We start from the raw sequence: 16,415 nt of genomic DNA, 5'->3' as shown, positions 1-16,415 counted from the left end.
AGGGAGCTTGCTCCCGCTGGGTTGCGCAGCAGCCCCAAAGACTCTGTGGGCGCTGCGCACCCAAGCGGGAGCAAGCTCCCTCGCCACAAAAGCTTGCTCGCAGTTTCGGAGGAGGCATGAACCATGGCTGACTCGATCTCGCTGAAGAAACTCGTCACTCGCCTGCTGCTGGTGGTAGTGGCGATGTTCGTCTTCGGTTTCGCGCTGGTGCCGATCTACGACGTGATGTGCAAAGCCTTCGGCATCAACGGCAAAACCGGCGGCCAGTACGAGGGCGAGCAAGTCGTAGACACCTCGCGCCAGGTGCGGGTGCAGTTCCTGTCGACCAACACCGCCGACATGCCGTGGGACTTTTACCCAAAACACGACGAGCTGACCGCCAACCCCGGCGCAGTCAACGAGATGGTATTCATCGCGCGCAATCCCACCGACAAACCGATGAGTGCGCAAGCGGTGCCGAGCATCGCGCCGAGCAATGCGGCGGCGTTTTTCCACAAGACCGAATGCTTTTGTTTTACCCAGCAGGTGCTGCAGCCCGGTGAACAGATCGAGATGCCCGTGCGTTTCATCGTTGACCGCGACATGCCCAAGGAAGTGAAGCACCTGACGCTGTCTTACACGCTGTTCGATATCACCGCCCGACATCCTCCGGTGGCTGTTAACACTGGCGGTTGAGCGTGGCCGATAAGGAGAACAAGAAATGGCAACTCATGAGCATTATTACGTCCCGGCCCAGAGCAAATGGCCGATCGTCGCCACGGTCGGGATGTTCGTCACCGTGTACGGCCTCGCCACCTGGTTCAACGATCTGAAGGCCGCGCGTCCGGAATCCCACGGCCCGCTGATCTTTTTCGTCGGCGGCCTGCTGCTGGCGTACATGCTGTTCGGCTGGTTCGGTGCGGTGATCAAGGAAAGTCGCGCAGGGTTGTACAGCCCGCAACTGGATCGCTCGTTCCGCTGGGGCATGAGCTGGTTCATCTTTTCCGAAGTGATGTTCTTCGTCGCCTTCTTCGGCGCGCTGTTCTACGTGCGCCACGTATCCGGGCCGGCGCTGGGCGGTGAAGGGCCGAAAGGCATCGCGCACATGCTCTGGCCGAACTTCGAATTCGTCTGGCCGCTGCTGCACACGCCAGACCCGAAACTGTTCCCGCCGCCCAAGGACGTCATCAGCCCGTGGGGCCTGCCGCTGCTCAACACGATCCTGCTGGTCAGCTCCAGCGTGACCATCACCATCGCCCACCATGCGCTGAAGAAAGGCCATCGCGGCGCGCTGAAACTGTGGCTGGCGATTACCGTGCTGCTGGGCATCGCGTTCCTCGGTTTCCAGGCCGAGGAATACATCCACGCCTACAAGGAGCTGGGGCTGACCCTTGGCTCGGGCATCTACGGCGCGACGTTCTTCATGCTCACCGGGTTCCACGGCGCCCACGTGACCATCGGCACGATCATCCTGTTCGTGATGCTGATGCGGATCATGAAGGGCCACTTCGACAACGAGCACCAGTTCGGCTTCGAAGCGGCGAGCTGGTATTGGCACTTCGTCGACGTGGTGTGGATCGGCCTGTTCTTCTTCGTTTATGTGCTTTGACAGCAGCTGCAAGTGGCGAGCTGCAAGCTTCAAGTCAAAGCGGGATGGCTTCTAACTTGTAGCTTGCCGCTTGCAGCTTGCAGCTACCACGGCGCATGGGACACCAGTTGGCCGCTGTAGAAACCCCAGGCCATCAGGCCGACGGTGACCACGGCCAGTGCCACCCGAACACTCAGGGCGATGACCAGGCGATTGGAGCTGCTGTCGTCCTTGACCAGGAAAAACAGGCCGCTGAACAGGCTGACGACCGTGGCAATCAGCATCAGGACGATCGCTGCTTTGAACATGGCAAGACTCCGGGGGACAGGCGATGCACTTGAGTATAGCGATCGCGGTGACTGACTTTATGGCGCGGCCATGAAGCGCTTTCGCCCGGGCGTGATTCCCACTGTCGTGGTGGCACTGTTGCTGCCACTGATGGTTGCGCTGGGCTTCTGGCAACTGGGCCGGGGCGCGGAGAAAACTGCGCTGCTCGCCAGTTACGCCGAACGTCGGGTAGGCGAACCGATGGCCAGCAGTGAATTGCTCGGCAGCGCCGACCCGGCTTATCGCCGCGTGCGCCTGCACGGTCAGTTCGATGCCGCTCACAGCCTGTTGCTCGACAACCGCCAGCGTGGCGGCAAGGTCGGCGTCGAGTTGCTGCAACCGTTTCAGGATCAGCGCAGCGGCCTGTGGCTGCTGGTCAATCGCGGCTGGCTGCCATGGCCCGATCGGCGCGTGCCGCCGCAATTCACGACACCCGCCGAGACACTGACGCTCGATGCCTGGGTTTATGTCGCTCCCGGCGCGACGTTCCAGTTGCACGCCGATCCAGTCAGCAGTGTCTGGCCGCGAACCATCACCGCCGTCGAGCCGAGCAAATTGTGGCAGACCCTGGAGCGCGACGGTTTCGCCTTTGAGCTGCGCGCCGAACCCGGCCCGGCCAGCTATCAAACGGACTGGCCGGTGGTCGCGATGGGCCCGGAAAAACACCTCGGCTATGCCGTGCAATGGTTCGCCATGGCCACGGCGTTGCTCGGTCTCTACCTCTATTTGGGCTGGCACAACGCAAAGGAGAAACGCCATGGGAAGCGCCATGAATCCACCCAGCATGTCTGAGGCCAAACCTGCCCCCAGCCGCCGGCGCGGGCGCATTCAGTTGCTGTTGATTGTGCTCGGTGTAGTGGGGCCGATGCTCCTCGCCACCGGCATGTACAAATTGCAGTTCTGGGTGCCGGAAGGACGCAGCTACCACGGCGAACTGATCGGCAACGGCCAGACCCGCGCCGGCCTTGGCGTGCAGGCCGATGAGCAGCGCTGGCAGATTCTGGTCACGGCGCCGAAGGACTGCGCTGTCGATTGCCAGCAACTGGTGTATCTGGCGCGGCAGATCCAGATCAGCCTCGGCCGCGAAGCCGGGCGCGCCAGCCACGCCCTCGCCGCCGCGCAACCTTTGAGCACCGACTACGCCGCCAAGCTCGACCGTGAATACCCGCAACTGCAGCGTTACCCACTGGATGCCGGGGTGTTCGCCAGGACCACCGGCGACAAAGCCGTGCCGCAGCTGTGGATCGTCGACCCCCACGGCAATCTGGTATTGCGTTACGAGCCGAATGTGAAGGGCAAGGATCTGCTCAACGACCTGCGTCATCTGCTGAAACTGTCGAACATCGGATAAGGGCATCGTCATGGCCAAACCTGGATTTCGCCTCGCGCTGTTTGCCACCCTGCTGGCACTGGTTGTGGTGCTGCTCGGTGCCTACACCCGCCTGACCCACGCCGGCCTCGGCTGCCCGGACTGGCCGGGCTGCTACGGGTTTATCAGCGTGCCGAAAAGCGAGGCGCAACTGGCCCATGCCGAACTGCATTTCCCTGATGCGCCGGTGGAGGCGCACAAGGGCTGGAACGAGATGATCCACCGCTACTTCGCCGGCACCCTCGGTTTGCTCATTTCAGTGCTGGCCGGGCGCGCGTGGGTCAATCGTCGCGATCCGGGGCAACCGGTAAAGTTGCCGCTGTTTCTGCTGGCAGTCGTCATCGCCCAGGCGGCGTTCGGCATGTGGACGGTGACGCTCAAGCTCTGGCCGCAAGTGGTCACCGGGCATTTGCTCGGCGGTTTCGCCACGTTGAGTCTGCTGTTTCTGTTGACGCTGAGGTTGTCCGGCGTGCTGCCAGCGCTGACCGTGCCCAAGCGCCTGCAATATTGGGCGACGGCGGGTCTGTTGCTGGTGATCGGCCAGATCGCGTTGGGCGGCTGGGTCAGCTCCAATTACGCAGCGGTGGCGTGCATCGACTTCCCCACCTGCCATGGCCAATGGCTGCCGCCGGCGGATTTCGCCAACGGTTTTCACCTGACCCAGCACATCGGTCCGAATTATCTCGGCGGCCAACTGGACAGCGACGCGCGCACGGCGATTCACCTGACCCACCGCATCGGCGCTCTGCTGGTGACGGTCGTGCTGCTCGGTCTGGCCTGGCAATTGAAGATGGTCGGCATGACGCGCCTGGCCGGGCTGGTGCTGATCGCCCTCGCCGCGCAGATCACCCTCGGCATCAGCAATGTGCTGTTCCATCTGCCGCTGCCGGTGGCCGTCGCCCATAACGCCGGCGGGGCCGCGCTGTTGCTAACCTTGGTGCTGGTCAATTATCACGCGCGCACCAGCCTGTTGCGGGTGACCCAACCGGTACTCGCGCGCTGGCGCTTCAGTGCGCACAAACCCGCCGTCGCGCCCATCGCATTGAAAGGAGAAACTCCATGGCGAGTCTGATCGGCGAGCGTCCGGCGCAAGCGCTGTGGCGCGATTATCTGGAGCTGACCAAACCGAAAGTCGTGGTGCTGATGCTGATCACTTCACTGGTCGGCATGTTCCTCGCCACCCGCGCCGGGGTGCCGTGGACGGTGCTGGTGTTCGGCAATCTTGGGATTGCTCTGTGCGCAGGCGGCGCGGCGGCGGTCAATCATGTGGTCGATCGGCGCATCGATGCGGTAATGGCGCGCACGCATAAACGGCCATTGGCCGAAGGCCGGGTTTCGCCTGCAGGGGCGCTGAGCTTCGCCCTGGTGCTGGCGCTGCTTGGCCAGGCGCTGCTGCTGACCTTCACCAATCAGCTGACCGCGTGGCTGACCCTCGCCTCGCTGCTCGGTTACGCGGTGGTCTACACCGGTTTTCTCAAACGTGCGACGCCGCAGAACATCGTCATCGGCGGCCTCGCGGGCGCAGCCCCACCGCTGCTCGGCTGGACCGCCGCCACCGGCCATGTCAGCGCCGAACCGCTGTTGCTGGTGCTGATCATCTTCGCCTGGACCCCGCCGCATTTCTGGGCGCTGGCGATTCATCGCAAGGAAGAATATGCCAAGGCGGATATTCCGATGCTGCCGGTGACTCACGGCGAGCACTACACCAAAGTGCACATTCTGCTGTACACCTTTGCGCTGTTGGCGGTGAGTCTGCTGCCCTACGTGATTCACATGAGCGGCGTGCTCTATCTGGTCTGTGCGCTGGCCCTGGGCGCGAGGTTTCTGCAATGGGCCGTGGTGCTGTACCGTGGCACTCGGCCGCACGCGGCGATCAACACCTTCAAGTACTCTATTTGGTACTTGTTTCTGCTGTTCATCGCCCTGCTCGTAGACCACTACTTACTGTTGAACCTATGACTCGAACCCAGAAAACCGTCTTCATCCTCGTCGCCGTGATCGCGCTGATCCTGGGACTTACCGTCAACAAAGTGCTGAGCGGCAAGGGCCAGGGCGACCCGACTGCGCTGATCGACGCCGGCATCATCCTGCTGCCGCAGAGCCGCAACTTGCCGGACGTGACGATGACCGATCAGGACGGCAAACCGGTGGCCATCGACGAGTTGAAGGGCAAGTGGAGCCTGCTGTTTTTCGGCTACACCTTCTGCCCGGACATCTGCCCGACCACGCTGGCGCAGCTGCGGCAGATCAAGAGTGAATTGCCCAAGGACGCTGTGGACAAGTTGCAGATCGTACTGGTCAGCGTTGACCCGAACCGCGATAACCCGAAGCAGTTGAAGCAGTATCTGGGCTATTTTGATCCGCAGTTTGTCGGCCTGACACCGACCTCGATTGAAGAGCTGCAGAAGGTCGCGAACGCGGTGAGTATTCCGTTTATTCCGGCGGATACCAGTAAGCCGAATTACACCGTCGATCATAGCGGCAATCTGGCGGTGATCGGGCCGGACGGGACGCAGCGTGGGTTTATTCGGGCACCGTTGAACAACGCCAAACTGGTTGCGCAACTTCCGGTGATGCTTAACCGCAAATAAAAGCTGAAGAGCGAAAAGCCCCTCACCCTAGCCCTCTCCCAGAGGGAGAGGGGACTGATTGGGGGATATTGGGGAGCCACACCGAATTGAACGTCCTGCTTTGAATCCATAATCGCCAAGATCGGTCAGGTCGATGTGCTGTGCCGAATCCATAATCGACTCGATCTTTCAGGTCGATGCATAGCGCAAGACATCTCGGTCGGCCCCCTCTCCCTCCGGGAGAGGGCTGGGGTGAGGGGTCGCTTCACAACAGCTCTAAAGCCAAGCATCAGACAAAAAAAGGGGCGCATATAAATGCGCCCCTTTTTCATTGCAGCAACCCAAATCAGAACGCCGGCAATACCGCGCCTTTGTACTTCTCGGTAATGAACTGCTTCACTTCCGGGCTGTGCAGGGCTGCAGCCAGTTTCTTCATCGCGTCGCTGTCCTTGTTGTCCTGACGGGACACGAGGATGTTCACGTACGGCGAGTCGTTGCCTTCGATCACCAGCGCATCCTTGGACGGATCAAGCTTGGCTTCCAGCGCGTAGTTGGTGTTGATCAGTGCCAGATCGACCTGGGTCAGCACACGCGGAATGGTTGCGGCTTCCAGTTCACGGAATTTCAGGTCTTTCGGGTTCGTCGCGATGTCCTTGAGGGTCGACAGAATATTGGTCGGGTCCTTCAGGGTGATCACGCCCGCCTTGGCCAGCAGCATCAGTGCACGGCCGCCGTTGGTGGCGTCGTTCGGGATTACCACGTTCGCACCGCTAGGCAGCTCTTCGATTTTTTTAAGCTTGCTCGAGTACGCACCCAGCGGTTCCAGGTGCACGCCGGTCACAGCGACCAGATCAGTGCCCTTGGCCTTGTTGAACTCATCAAGGTACGGCTGGTGCTGGAAGAAGTTGGCGTCGAGGCGCTTTTCCGCAACCTGTACGTTCGGCTGAATGTAGTCGGTGAAGACCTTGACCTTAAGATCCACGCCTTCCTTGGCCAGGGCCGGCTTCACGAACTCAAGGATTTCCGCGTGCGGCACCGGGGTGGCGGCGACGGTCAGGGTTTCGGCGTGGGCCGAGAACGCAGCAACGGCAGCGAAAGCAGCGATCAGTTTTTTCATTCAGCTAACTCCTGTTCAGGGCGCCCGCCATCTTGGCCAGCGCCTCTCTAGATGATCGAAACCAGTTATTTGCGCGAGAAATGCACGACCAGACGGTCGCCGACCATTTGCAGCACCTGCACCAGAATCAACAGCAGCACCACGGTGACGATCATCACGTCGGTCTGGAAACGCTGGTAGCCGAAACGGATCGCCAGGTCACCCAGACCACCAGCGCCAACCACACCGGCCATCGCCGTGTAGGACACCAGTGTAATCGCTGTCACCGTAATCGCTGCGAAGATGCCCGGACGGGCTTCCGGCAGCAAGGCGTTCATGATGATCTGCCGCGTGGTCGCGCCCATCGACTGGGTCGCTTCGATGATGCCGCGATCGACTTCGCGCAGCGCGGTTTCCACCAGACGCGCGAAGAACGGCGTGGCGCCGACCACCAGCGGCGGAATCGCCCCGGCCACACCCAGCGAGGTGCCGGTGATCAGCACGGTGAACGGGATCATCACGATCAGCAGAATAATGAACGGCAGCGAACGCAAAATGTTCACCACCAGCGACAGCACGGCGTAGAGGCCACGGTTCTCCAGCAACTGACGCGGGCTGCAGAGAAACAGCAGCACGCCCAGCGGCAGGCCGAGCAGCACGGTGAACAGCAGCGAACCGCCGAGCATCAGCATGGTGTCGCCAGTCGCCAGCCAGATTTCGTACCAGTCGATATTGGCGAAGAAACTCATCAGATCAGCCATTAGCGCAACACCTCCATGTGAACGTCAGCGGCGGTGAAGCGGGCAAACGCCGCCTCCATGTCGCCACCGGTGACAGCGAGGGTCAGTTGCCCGTACGGAATGTCTTTGATGCGGTCGATGCGACCGGCAAGGATGCTGTAGTCAACGCCGGTTTCCCGGGCGACAGTGCCGAGCAACGGCGCGTAGGTCGCTTCGCCCTGGAAGGTCAGGCGCACGATGCGCCCGGGTACATGGGCGAAATCGTCGCGCTGTTCGCTCTCGTCGATCTGCTCGCTTTCCTGGACGAAACGCTTGGTGGTCGGGTGCTGCGGATGCAGGAACACATCGGCTACCGGACCCTGCTCGACGATCACGCCGGCGTCCATCACCGCGACCTGGTCGCAGACGCGACGGATCACGTCCATCTCGTGGGTGATCAGGACGATGGTCAGTTTCAGTTCGCGGTTGATTTCGGCCAGCAGTTGCAGGACGGAAGCGGTGGTCTGCGGGTCGAGGGCGCTGGTGGCCTCGTCGCACAGCAGGATCTTCGGTTTGGTCGCCAGCGCACGGGCGATGCCGACGCGCTGTTTCTGGCCGCCGGACAATTGCGCCGGGTACTTCTTCGCGTGGTCGGACAGACCGACCCGCGCCAGCAACTCGGCGACGCGTTGGTTGATTTCACTGCTCGACAGCTCACCGGCCAGGGTCAGCGGCAAGGCAACGTTGTCGGCGACTGTCTTGGAGGCGAGCAGGTTGAAGTGCTGGAAGATCATCCCGACCTGCTGGCGGAAACGGCGCAGGCCGTTGGCGTCCAGTGCAGTGACTTCTTCGCCGTCGACGATGATCTTGCCGCCACTGGAGTCTTCCAGGCGATTGATCAGACGCAGCAGGGTACTTTTGCCCGCACCGGAATGGCCAATCAGGCCGAACACCTGGCCGTTCTCGATGGCGAGACTGGTCGGGTGCAGCGCGGGAATATCCTTACCGGCGACGCGGTAAGTCTTGTGGACGTTTTGAAACTCGATCACGTAGCGAACCTTGTGGGGCGCGTTGGAAAAGGATCAGCGGTTAGCCGGGCGCGCATTTTAGCCTGTCCGTATAGAGGTTCTTAGCATTTATTTCGCAATTATCCTTCGATTTGGCAATAACGCGATCAAAGGTCAGATAAACGGAACGGCTGAAACGCTCATCAGTCACTACTTAAGCGACTTGAAACCCTGGGTGCCGTGCCCGGGAATCACTCAAGGGTCTGCGGAAGGCATCCGGGGCCAAACGAGGAGTTTACGTCTGATGAGCATCAAAAAGCCTGCACCCGATAAAAGCGAAATGGCCGGGACCGATACCCCGGATCGCGCCAACACCAACTCCAAGCTCGACAGCCTGGAAGAATTCCGTTCCGACGCCACCGGTCAGGCCCTGCGCACCAACCAGGGTGTGAAGATCGCGGACAACCAGAACACCCTCAAAGCCGGGCCACGCGGGCCTTCGCTGCTGGAAGACTTCATCATGCGTGAAAAGATCACGCACTTTGACCATGAGCGGATTCCGGAGCGCATCGTCCACGCACGTGGTACCGGCGCCCACGGTTTCTTTCAGACCTACGAGAACCATGCAGCGCTGACCAAGGCTGGTTTCCTACAGGATCCGGGCAAGAAGACGCCAGTGTTCGTGCGCTTTTCCACGGTGCAGGGACCACGCGGTTCCGGCGACACCGTGCGTGACGTGCGTGGCTTTGCGGTGAAGTTCTTTACCGACGAGGGCAACTTCGACCTGGTCGGCAACAACATGCCAGTGTTCTTCATTCAGGACGCGATCAAGTTTCCTGATTTCGTGCACGCGGTGAAACCCGAGCCGCACAACGAAATCCCCACCGGCGGCTCGGCTCACGACACGTTTTGGGACTTCGTTTCGCTGGTGCCGGAATCTGCGCACATGGTGATCTGGGCGATGTCCGACCGGGCCATCCCGAAAAGCCTGCGCAGCATGCAGGGTTTCGGCGTGCACACCTTCCGCCTGATCAATGCCGAGGGTAAGTCGCGCTTCGTCAAATTCCACTGGCGCCCAACCGCCGGCACCTGTTCGCTGGTGTGGGACGAGGCGCAGAAGCTCGCCGGGAAAGATACCGACTACCACCGTCGCGACCTGTGGGAAGCGATCGAGATGGGTGACTACCCGGAATGGGAACTGGGCGTGCAGATCGTCGAAGAAGAGAACGAACACGACTTCGACTTCGACATCCTCGACCCGACCAAGATCATTCCCGAAGAAATCGTGCCGATCACCCCGCTGGGCAAAATGACCCTGAATCGCAACCCGGACAACTTCTTCGCGGAAACCGAACAGGTCGCCTTCTGCCCAGGCCACATCGTGCCGGGTATCGACTTCTCCAATGACCCGCTGCTGCAAGGTCGGCTGTTTTCCTACACCGACACGCAGATCAGCCGGCTCGGCGGGCCGAACTTCCATGAGCTGCCGATCAACCGTCCGGTCGCGCCGTTCCACAACGGCCAGCGCGACGCGCAACACCGCACCACTATCGACAAGGGCCGCGCTTCCTACGAGCCGAACTCGATCGACGGCGGCTGGCCGAAAGAGACCCCGCCGGCGGCACAGGACGGTGGTTTCGAGAGCTATCCAGAGCGCATCGACGCCGCGAAGATCCGTCAGCGTAGTGAGTCGTTCAGCGACCACTTCTCTCAGGCGCGCCTGTTCTTCAACAGCATGAGCGACCATGAGAAAGAGCACATCATCGCCGCGTACAGCTTCGAGCTGGGCAAGGTCGAGCGTGAGTTCATCCGTGCCCGTGAAGTGAACGAGATCCTCGCCAATATCGACCTGAACCTGGCCAAACGCGTGGCGGAGAACCTCGGTTTGCCGGCGCCAGCCAAAGGCACGGTCGAAGTGCGCAAGACCTCGCTTGAGCAGTCGCCAGCGCTCAGCCAGGCGAACCTGCTGCCGGGCAATATCAAGACGCGCAAAGTGGCGATCCTTGCTGCCAACGGTGTTGACGCTGCGGCCATCGATGCGATGAAACAGGCGCTGGAAGCGGAAGGCGCCCATGCGAAACTGCTCGGCCCGACCTCGGCGCCAGTGAAGACCGCTGATGGCAAGGCATTGCCGGTGGATGCGTCGATGGAAGGCATGCCTTCAATTGCGTTCGATGCGGTGTTCGTACCGGGTGGCGCAGCGTCGATTACCGCGTTGAGCGGTGACGGTGTGGCGCTGCATTACCTGCTCGAGGCGTACAAGCACCTGAAGGCGATCGCACTGCACGGCGAGGCCAAGCAATTGCAGGACTTGTTGAAGCTGGATGCGGATGCGGGGTTGTTGCAGGGCGCTGATGTCGGCGCGTTGACCAAGCCGTTCTTCGCCGCAATTGGCGAGCATCGGGTCTGGGCGCGGGAGCCTAAGGCCAAGGCGATTCCGGCTTAAGATCTTTATTGGCTGAGAGGACGCTTTCGCGAGCAGGCTCGCTCCCACAGGTATGCTGTTGCACCTGTGGGAGCGAGCCTGCTCGCGAAGCTTTTTTAGGGTTTACGCGGGCTCAACACCATCTGCGCCGGCACCGTGCGCAAGATCTGCTTCTCGATCTGCAAATCAAAGTCAGGATCGAGCTTCTTCACTCGCTTGGTCAGCAAGGTCGCCAGCCACGGATAATCCGCGGTGCGTGGGGCCTGGATGCTGACGGCGCACTCATAATTCACCACATCGGCGGCAATCGCATCGAGTTGGCGTTGCAGCTTGTGAATATCACCAATGTTCAGCGCAACCGTGGTGCTCTCGGCAGTGGGGTCGATGACCTTGGCTTTCGGCCGGGCCTCGGCAGCCAGCAGCGCGGCTTCAGCCTTTTCCAGCTCGGCCTTGCGCGCTTCAGTGATCGCGCCGTTGACACCGCCAGTCAGCGCGGGGGCCTTGGGCATCAAGGCGCGGGCACGGCTCAATGCAGTGGCCGCAGCGTTGACATCACCTTTCTGCAGGACGATCTGGCTGCGGCGCAGGTACGCCTCCGCCAACTGCCGCTGATACTGCTCGAGGGATTGATCGTTAGGGGTTTCGGCCTGCAACGCGGCCAACTGGTCTTCGGCGGTGGCCAGTTCGCTGCTGGCCAGGCTTTGCTCCAGCTGTGCGATGGCCGTAGCCCGCGCATCCGGGACTTCAGCCACCGGCGGCGTGCTTTGGCAGGCGCCCAGCAGCACTGAAAATGCGACAAGGAGCAGATAACGGGAGGCGAACGGCTTCATTCCTGCGACTCTCTAATTGCGCAAAAAGCGGCCAAGTCTACACCCCACGACGGGGCAGAACAAAACTCAACAGAAACAGCGCGGCCGCCGTCACCACGATCGACGGCCCCGCCGGGGTGTCCTTGAACCATGACAACGCCAGCCCGCCGCACACCGCGAGCATGCCCAGCAGGCTCGCGCCCAGGGCCATCTGCTCCGGCGAACGGGCGTGACGCTGTGCCGCAGCGGCCGGAATGATCAGCAGCGAAGTGATCAACAATACCCCGACGATTTTCATCGCCACTGCGATCACCACCGCGATCAACAACATCAGTGCCAAGCGCAGACCGGCCACCGGCAGGCCCTCGACCCGCGCCAGTTCTTCGTGCACGGTGACCGCCAGCAGCGGCCGCCACAGCGTCACCAGCAACACCAGCACCGCCGCGGTGCCGCCGAGGATCCACGCCAGGTCGCTCGGACTGATCGCCAGCAGATCGCCAAACAGATAGGCCATCAGGTCGATCCGCACTTCATGCATGAAGCTTAGTACCACCAGGCCGAGAGAGAGCGTGCTCGGCGCAAGAATTCCCAACAGCGTGTCAGACGCCAGTGGCTGGCGCTGTTGCAGGGTCACCAGCAGCACCGCCAGCAGCAGGCACCCGACCGTCACCGCTACAGTCGGGCTGACATCCAGCAGAAAGCCCAGTGCCACGCCGAGCAGCGCGGCGTGGGACAGGGTGTCGCCGAAATAGGCCATGCGCCGCCACACCACAAACGAGCCGAGCGGTCCGGCCACCAGCGCCAGCGCCAGACCTGCAAGCAGGGCATACAAGAGAAAATCAGCCATGCTTGCAGCCGTCTCCATGAACATGAGGTTGCCCGCTCAGCGGGCCTTTGACCACCGAACCGTGCAGGTCGTGGGCGTGGTCGTGATGGTGGTGATAGATCGCCAGGCTCGGCGCATTCTTGCCGAACAGCTCGACGAATGCCGGATCACCGCTGACCTGCTCGGGATGCCCGGAGCAGCAGACGTGGCGGTTGAGGCAGACCACCTGATCGGTGGTGCTCATCACCAGATGCAAATCGTGGGACACCATCAGCACGCCGCAACCGTGGCGGTCGCGCAGACGGGTGATCAGGCTGTACAGCTCGGCCTGCCCAGCCACGTCGACGCCCTGCACCGGTTCGTCGAGCACCAGCAGCTCAGGCTCACGCAGCAGGGCCCGAGCCAGCAGCACGCGCTGCATTTCGCCGCCGGAAACACTCTGCACCGGGCTGTCGATCACGTGTTCGGCGCCGACTTCCTTCAATGCCGCCAAGGCACGCGGGCGATCCACACCGGGTACCAGGCGCAGAAACCGCAGGACTGACAGCGGCAGCGTCGGATCGACGTGCAGCTTCTGCGGCATGTAGCCAACGCGCAGTTTCGGCTTGCGCCAGACGCTGCCGCTGTTCGGCTTCAACAGCCCGAGCACGGCGCGCACCAGCGTGGTCTTGCCGGCGCCGTTGGGGCCGATCAGGGTGACGATCTGCCCCGGCTCGACGCTCAGCTCGATGTTGTCCAGCACAGTCTGCCCGGCAAACGTGACGGCGACCTGCTCCAGACGGATCAGCGCATTGCTCATCAGGCCCCCTGGCAACCGGCGCACAGGCCGACCACTTCGACCGTCTGCGCTTCGACGATGAAGCCGACGTCTTTGGCGCTGCTGATAATTGCGTCGCTGATCACTTTTTGCTCAAGTTCGATAGCGGCGTGACAGTCGCGGCAGATCAGGAACTGACCCTGATGCGCATGCTCGGGATGCACGCAGCCGACGAAGGCGTTGAGCGACGAGATGCGATGAACCAGGCCGTTTTCCAGGAGGAAATCCAGCGCGCGGTACACGGTCGGCGGCGCGGCCCGGCGGCCGTCCTGCTCGCTGAGCACGGCGAGGATGTCGTAGGCACCCAGTGGCTTGTGGCTCTGCCAGACCAATTCCAGCACGCGGCGGCGCAGAGCGGTCAGACGCAAACCTTTTTGCGCGCACAAGGTATCGGCCTCGGACAAAGCGCTGTGCACGCAATGGGAGTGGTCGTGGGGACGGCTGGCAATCGGTGTAATAGGCATGAGCGGCGACGAGATTTGCTGGAGACGTTATTATGTTACCCGTTCTCGCTTCCTTGAGTGGTCATCGTGTCCCGACTTTTTTCTGTTTTTGTGGCCTTTGTTGCCGTTTTTCTGCTGACCGGTACGGCTCAGGCCGAGGTCAAAGTGCTCACCAGCATCAAACCGTTGCAGTTGATTGCCGCTGCCGTGCAGGACGGCGTGGCGATTCCCGAGGTGCTGTTGCCACCGGGTGCCTCGCCGCACAATTACGCCCTGCGCCCCTCCGACGTACGGAAGGTGCAGTCGGTCGATCTGCTCTACTGGATCGGCCCGGACATGGAAGGCTTCCTGCCGCGGGTGCTCAGCGGTCGCAGCCTGCCGAGTGTCGCGGTGCAGGATCTGCCGGGGCTGAAATTGCGCCATTTCGGCGCAGACAACCATTCCCACGCCGAAGAGGCCGATGAGCATGACCACGACCATCGCCCCGGCTCGCTGGACGCGCACTTATGGCTGTCACCGGTCAACGCCCGGGTGATCGCCGAGAAAATGGCCGCCGATCTCAGCGCGGCCGACCCGGCCAATGCTCAGCGTTATCAGAGCAACGCCAAAGCCTTCGATGAACGTCTGGGTGCGCTGGATCAGCGCTTGAAGAAGCGTCTGGCCAATGTCGAAGGCAAGCCGTACTTCGTCTTTCACGAGGCGTTTGATTATTTCGAAGACGCTTACGGCCTGAAGCACGCCGGGGTGTTCGCCGTCGCGGCTGAAGTGCAGCCAGGCGCTCAGCATGTGGCGGCGATGCGCAAGCGCTTGCAGGAAGTGGGCAAGACTTGCGTATTCAGCGAGCCACCGTTGCGTCCGCGTCTGGCGGAAACGCTGGTGGCCGGTTTGCCGGTGAAACTGGCCGAGCTGGATGCGCTGGGTGGGTACACCCCGGCGACGGCTCAGGGGTATGAGCAGGTGCTGGAAAAACTCGGCAATGATCTCGCCGGATGCCTGGAATCGCTTTAGGGCTGATTCGGCTTCGCCTCAATCGCGAGCAGGCTCACTCCTACATTTGGAATGCATTCCCTTGTAGGAGTGAGCCTGCTCGCGAAGCTTTTAAAGGGCGAAAGGCAACGGTGTGCTGACCTTCTGCCGCTGTACCAGCCGCTGCTCGAACTCCCGCGGGTCGTGAATCAACACGTCCTGCCCGGCGAACTGCTCGGCGGCAATCAAGCGTGACAACCAGAACCGCACACAAGCCACGCGCAGCATCGTCGGCCACAGTTCAGCTTCCGCCGCCGTGAATGGGCGCAGCGCGGCGTAGGCACCGAGAAACGCTCGGGCCCGCGGGCCATCGATCACGCCCGCTTCATCCGAGCACCAGTCGTTCAACGCGATTGCCACGTCGTACAGCATCGGCCCCGAGCAGGCGTTGTAGAAGTCGATCAGCCCGGTCAGGTGAGTGCCTTCGAACATCGCGTTGTCGCGGAACAGATCGGCGTGGATGTTTGCCCGCGGCAGCGCGAGGATTCTGTCCTTCTGCGCGGTGATTTCGTCCAGCGCCTTTTGCAGCAAGGCCTGCGGCTCTTCGCTCAAGTGGGACAACAACTCGCCGCCCTCCTCCAGCATCCAGTCCAGACCGCGATCGGTCTTGCGCTTGATCATGCGCTCGCCCTGGGTCGCCAGGTGGAGATGTGCCTGCAATTCGCCGACCTGGGCGCAATGCTGGGCATTGGCGACCTTGATGTGCTTGCCCGACAGGCGCGGTTGCAGCAGCGCTGGCTTGCCTTTGAGTTCACGCAACGCCACGCCGTCACTGGTGCGCAGGGCATACGGCACCGGCAGGTCGGCTTCGTGCAGCACGTCGAGCAGGTCGATGAAGAACGGCATCTCCTGCACCGGACCGCGCTCGACCAGGGTCAGGACGAATTCGCCCTGCTCCAGGCTGATAAAGAAGTTGGTGTTTTCGCTGCCGGCGGCGATCCCCTGGAAATCAAGCAGGCGGCCAAGCCCGTATGGGGCGAGAAAGGTTTCCAGCTCGGGCCGAGCCAGGGGAGTGAACACAGACATGTCTTAACTGCCAGTACGGGCGCCGCAACGGCGGCGCCGGGTGAATTAAAAACCTACTTCCATTCGAAGATCTTCCATGACGGGATCAGCATATCCGGCTGATCCGAGCGGATGAAATTGGCATCCGTCCCGTCGGCGCGCACCAGAAAATACGGCGGCGCGCCCTTCGGCGTGACTTTGATCGCATACAGGAAACCGTTCTGGCGGTACTCCTGAATGGTCTTGTCGCCCTCCGTGCGGATGGTGACGTCGGGGTCGGCGCCAGGCGCATCATCCGCCGCCATCGCGGCCAGTGGTGAGACAGCGATCAACCCGACCAGCAGCAAGCGATTTAACGTACGCATGATAACCTTGTCCCTTTGTCGTCAACGGTCCCGCTATTCTAGCC

19 protein-coding genes are annotated in these 16,415 nt (G+C 61.8%); 9 read left to right on the top strand and 10 right to left on the bottom strand.

Annotated elements, in window-relative coordinates; translation table 11 throughout:
* Nucleotides 1-123: 123 nt before the first annotated feature.
* Nucleotides 124-675 carry a cytochrome c oxidase assembly protein gene (locus BLU71_RS22440; RefSeq protein WP_039757111.1) on the top strand — a complete coding sequence of 184 codons (552 nt, stop codon included), beginning with the start codon at nt 124-126 and terminating at the stop codon, nt 673-675.
* A 25-nt stretch (nt 676-700) separates the two neighbouring features.
* Nucleotides 701-1,588 (top strand): cytochrome c oxidase subunit 3, encoded by an 888-nt coding sequence (locus BLU71_RS22435; protein WP_042609005.1) that lies wholly within the window; start codon nt 701-703, stop codon nt 1,586-1,588.
* Nucleotides 1,589-1,671: 83 nt separating this feature from the next.
* On the opposite strand, the gene BLU71_RS22430 is transcribed toward BLU71_RS22435, so the two are convergent.
* Nucleotides 1,672-1,875, bottom strand: a complete 204-nt coding sequence (locus BLU71_RS22430) for a twin transmembrane helix small protein (RefSeq protein WP_016772330.1) — start codon at nt 1,873-1,875, stop codon at nt 1,672-1,674.
* Nucleotides 1,876-1,945: 70 nt separating this feature from the next.
* Between BLU71_RS22430 and BLU71_RS22425 the strand changes: the two genes are divergently transcribed.
* Genes BLU71_RS22425 through BLU71_RS22405 form a run of 5 tightly spaced genes read left to right on the top strand, consistent with a single transcriptional unit; the run spans nt 1,946 to nt 5,854 of the window.
* Nucleotides 1,946-2,686: an SURF1 family protein gene (locus BLU71_RS22425; protein WP_083353915.1), complete on the top strand. Its 741-nt coding sequence runs from the start codon at nt 1,946-1,948 to the stop codon at nt 2,684-2,686.
* On the top strand, nt 2,652-3,245 hold the full coding sequence (locus BLU71_RS22420; protein WP_064365240.1) for a hypothetical protein: 594 nt from the start codon (nt 2,652-2,654) through the stop codon (nt 3,243-3,245). Before BLU71_RS22425 ends, BLU71_RS22420 begins: the two co-directional genes overlap by 35 nt.
* Nucleotides 3,246-3,255: 10 nt before the next feature.
* Nucleotides 3,256-4,335, top strand: coding sequence for a COX15/CtaA family protein (locus BLU71_RS22415; protein ID WP_042609008.1), 1,080 nt, complete (start codon nt 3,256-3,258; stop codon nt 4,333-4,335).
* On the top strand, nt 4,323-5,222 hold the full coding sequence (cyoE, locus tag BLU71_RS22410) for a heme o synthase (protein ID WP_083353914.1): 900 nt from the start codon (nt 4,323-4,325) through the stop codon (nt 5,220-5,222). The genes BLU71_RS22415 and cyoE overlap by 13 nt, the downstream gene beginning before the upstream one ends.
* Complete coding sequence (locus BLU71_RS22405) at nt 5,219-5,854, top strand: SCO family protein (protein WP_083353913.1); 636 nt, start codon at nt 5,219-5,221, stop codon at nt 5,852-5,854. The genes cyoE and BLU71_RS22405 overlap by 4 nt, the downstream gene beginning before the upstream one ends.
* A 325-nt stretch (nt 5,855-6,179) precedes the next feature.
* Here BLU71_RS22405 and BLU71_RS22400 read toward each other — a convergent pair whose 3' ends face one another.
* The 3 genes from BLU71_RS22400 to BLU71_RS22390 all read right to left on the bottom strand — a co-directional run bounded on the left by BLU71_RS22400 (nt 6,180) and on the right by BLU71_RS22390 (nt 8,697).
* A complete protein-coding gene (locus tag BLU71_RS22400; protein ID WP_083353912.1) occupies nt 6,180-6,950 on the bottom strand; it encodes a MetQ/NlpA family ABC transporter substrate-binding protein in 771 nt (256 codons plus the stop codon).
* Nucleotides 6,951-7,015: 65 nt separating this feature from the next.
* Nucleotides 7,016-7,690: a methionine ABC transporter permease gene (locus tag BLU71_RS22395; RefSeq protein WP_016772337.1), complete on the bottom strand. Its 675-nt coding sequence runs from the start codon at nt 7,688-7,690 to the stop codon at nt 7,016-7,018.
* Nucleotides 7,690-8,697 carry a methionine ABC transporter ATP-binding protein gene (locus BLU71_RS22390; protein ID WP_016772338.1) on the bottom strand — a complete coding sequence of 336 codons (1,008 nt, stop codon included), beginning with the start codon at nt 8,695-8,697 and terminating at the stop codon, nt 7,690-7,692. The genes BLU71_RS22395 and BLU71_RS22390 overlap by 1 nt, the downstream gene beginning before the upstream one ends.
* Nucleotides 8,698-8,959: 262 nt before the next feature.
* On the opposite strand from BLU71_RS22390, the gene katE reads away from it, so the two are divergent.
* Nucleotides 8,960-11,101: a catalase HPII gene (gene katE, locus BLU71_RS22385; RefSeq protein WP_083353911.1), complete on the top strand. Its 2,142-nt coding sequence runs from the start codon at nt 8,960-8,962 to the stop codon at nt 11,099-11,101.
* Between the two features lie 95 nt (nt 11,102-11,196).
* Here katE and BLU71_RS22380 read toward each other — a convergent pair whose 3' ends face one another.
* From BLU71_RS22380 to BLU71_RS22365, 4 genes are read right to left on the bottom strand one after another with little or no spacing between them, the layout of a single operon-like run.
* Nucleotides 11,197-11,910, bottom strand: a complete 714-nt coding sequence (locus BLU71_RS22380; protein WP_042608299.1) for a PA5502 family lipoprotein — start codon at nt 11,908-11,910, stop codon at nt 11,197-11,199.
* Between the two features lie 37 nt (nt 11,911-11,947).
* Nucleotides 11,948-12,736, bottom strand: coding sequence for a zinc ABC transporter permease subunit ZnuB (znuB, locus tag BLU71_RS22375; protein WP_016772340.1), 789 nt, complete (start codon nt 12,734-12,736; stop codon nt 11,948-11,950).
* Nucleotides 12,729-13,514 carry a zinc ABC transporter ATP-binding protein ZnuC gene (gene znuC, locus BLU71_RS22370; RefSeq protein WP_039757132.1) on the bottom strand — a complete coding sequence of 262 codons (786 nt, stop codon included), beginning with the start codon at nt 13,512-13,514 and terminating at the stop codon, nt 12,729-12,731. Before znuC ends, znuB begins: the two co-directional genes overlap by 8 nt.
* Complete coding sequence (locus BLU71_RS22365; protein WP_042608298.1) at nt 13,514-13,996, bottom strand: Fur family transcriptional regulator; 483 nt, start codon at nt 13,994-13,996, stop codon at nt 13,514-13,516. Before BLU71_RS22365 ends, znuC begins: the two co-directional genes overlap by 1 nt.
* A gap of 66 nt (nt 13,997-14,062) precedes the next feature.
* Here BLU71_RS22365 and BLU71_RS22360 point away from each other — a divergent pair, with 66 nt between their 5' ends.
* Nucleotides 14,063-14,983: a zinc ABC transporter substrate-binding protein ZnuA gene (locus BLU71_RS22360; protein WP_083354363.1), complete on the top strand. Its 921-nt coding sequence runs from the start codon at nt 14,063-14,065 to the stop codon at nt 14,981-14,983.
* A 90-nt stretch (nt 14,984-15,073) separates the two neighbouring features.
* Here the strand turns inward: BLU71_RS22360 and BLU71_RS22355 are convergent, their stop codons facing one another.
* Entirely contained in the window at nt 15,074-16,027 is a 954-nt protein-coding gene (locus BLU71_RS22355) for a homoserine kinase (protein WP_083353910.1), read from the bottom strand.
* Between the two features lie 53 nt (nt 16,028-16,080).
* Nucleotides 16,081-16,371: a DUF2782 domain-containing protein gene (locus BLU71_RS22350; protein ID WP_042608295.1), complete on the bottom strand. Its 291-nt coding sequence runs from the start codon at nt 16,369-16,371 to the stop codon at nt 16,081-16,083.
* Nucleotides 16,372-16,415 lie beyond the last annotated feature (44 nt).

Origin of the sequence: Pseudomonas moraviensis, assembly GCF_900105805.1 — a bacterium.
Taxonomy (GTDB): domain Bacteria; phylum Pseudomonadota; class Gammaproteobacteria; order Pseudomonadales; family Pseudomonadaceae; genus Aquipseudomonas; species Aquipseudomonas moraviensis_A.
The sequence above is the reverse complement of the archived record's forward strand: the minus strand, read 5'-3'. Positions and strand labels throughout refer to the sequence as shown.

Bases quoted from the DNA above. Each gene is read 5' to 3' on its own strand.
- BLU71_RS22440 (WP_039757111.1), top strand. From the start codon at position 124: ATGGCTGACTCGATCTCGCTGAAGAAACTCGTCACTCGCCTGCTGCTG.
- BLU71_RS22435 (WP_042609005.1), top strand. From the start codon at position 701: ATGGCAACTCATGAGCATTATTACGTCCCGGCCCAGAGCAAATGGCCG.
- BLU71_RS22430 (WP_016772330.1), bottom strand. From the start codon at position 1,875: ATGTTCAAAGCAGCGATCGTCCTGATGCTGATTGCCACGGTCGTCAGC.
- BLU71_RS22425 (WP_083353915.1), top strand. From the start codon at position 1,946: ATGAAGCGCTTTCGCCCGGGCGTGATTCCCACTGTCGTGGTGGCACTG.
- BLU71_RS22420 (WP_064365240.1), top strand. From the start codon at position 2,652: ATGGGAAGCGCCATGAATCCACCCAGCATGTCTGAGGCCAAACCTGCC.
- BLU71_RS22415 (WP_042609008.1), top strand. From the start codon at position 3,256: ATGGCCAAACCTGGATTTCGCCTCGCGCTGTTTGCCACCCTGCTGGCA.
- cyoE (WP_083353914.1), top strand. From the start codon at position 4,323: ATGGCGAGTCTGATCGGCGAGCGTCCGGCGCAAGCGCTGTGGCGCGAT.
- BLU71_RS22405 (WP_083353913.1), top strand. From the start codon at position 5,219: ATGACTCGAACCCAGAAAACCGTCTTCATCCTCGTCGCCGTGATCGCG.
- BLU71_RS22400 (WP_083353912.1), bottom strand. From the start codon at position 6,950: ATGAAAAAACTGATCGCTGCTTTCGCTGCCGTTGCTGCGTTCTCGGCC.
- BLU71_RS22395 (WP_016772337.1), bottom strand. From the start codon at position 7,690: ATGGCTGATCTGATGAGTTTCTTCGCCAATATCGACTGGTACGAAATC.
- katE (WP_083353911.1), top strand. From the start codon at position 8,960: ATGAGCATCAAAAAGCCTGCACCCGATAAAAGCGAAATGGCCGGGACC.
- BLU71_RS22380 (WP_042608299.1), bottom strand. From the start codon at position 11,910: ATGAAGCCGTTCGCCTCCCGTTATCTGCTCCTTGTCGCATTTTCAGTG.
- znuB (WP_016772340.1), bottom strand. From the start codon at position 12,736: ATGGCTGATTTTCTCTTGTATGCCCTGCTTGCAGGTCTGGCGCTGGCG.
- znuC (WP_039757132.1), bottom strand. From the start codon at position 13,514: ATGAGCAATGCGCTGATCCGTCTGGAGCAGGTCGCCGTCACGTTTGCC.
- BLU71_RS22365 (WP_042608298.1), bottom strand. From the start codon at position 13,996: ATGCCTATTACACCGATTGCCAGCCGTCCCCACGACCACTCCCATTGC.
- BLU71_RS22355 (WP_083353910.1), bottom strand. From the start codon at position 16,027: ATGTCTGTGTTCACTCCCCTGGCTCGGCCCGAGCTGGAAACCTTTCTC.
- BLU71_RS22350 (WP_042608295.1), bottom strand. From the start codon at position 16,371: ATGCGTACGTTAAATCGCTTGCTGCTGGTCGGGTTGATCGCTGTCTCA.